Source organism: Oleiphilus sp. HI0132 (assembly GCF_001635845.1).
In genome coordinates this window covers 1-617 of sequence record NZ_LWGJ01000642.1, presented here as the reverse complement: position 1 = coordinate 617, position 617 = coordinate 1, and the positions used below count along the sequence as shown (strand labels likewise).

Here is a 617-nt window from a genome sequence, read left to right as displayed (position 1 = left end):
ATGCTAACCAGGAGCATATTGCCAAGCCTTTTTATCAAGTCGAGCAGGAAATTACGGCTCAGCTTGAATATCAAAGTGTGAAAAATCTAAAGGAGCAGTTGCTGGCATCGCTTCAAAAGAGTGGTGATTTGGCAATTCTTCCCAGTCAATAAGGTTTTTTAAACGATATTGGTCCATTGCAAGAGACCTTGGCTGGTTATCCTTTGTACGACCGACTATACTAGCGCCCGTTCAAATTTTGGGTATTGAATCTACGTTGTGAGCTATGTTGGACAAGTTATACCATAAGCAGAAGTTTGCTCAGGCAAGCATAGAGAGTATGTATCGAGTATTTACAGTACCCGAAGCACCAGACTCTACTCTTAGCCGTATTGATAAAGACGTTTCTAATAATCTTGCAGGATTTATGCAGGACCATATCGTCGCGGTCGAACATGATTTGCAAGAAATGGAAAAAGACTTTTCTGATCCCAGGATTCCTGAAAAGCCCATTTTTGTATCCGAACATACTCAATTTCTTCTAGATAAAATAGTTGCGCAGTCTGTTCACACCTCATCGCCTAGCTTCGTTGGTCATATGACCTCTGCTTTACCTTATTTCATGTTGCCGCTTTCCA

General features: G+C 41.3%; 1 pseudogene. It reads left to right on the top strand.

Going from position 1 to position 617, the window contains the following annotated elements:
* Nucleotides 1–265: 265 nt before the first annotated feature.
* Nucleotides 266–617 (top strand): annotated as a pseudogene (locus A3766_RS07840) (putative pyridoxal-dependent aspartate 1-decarboxylase); the annotation flags it as partial.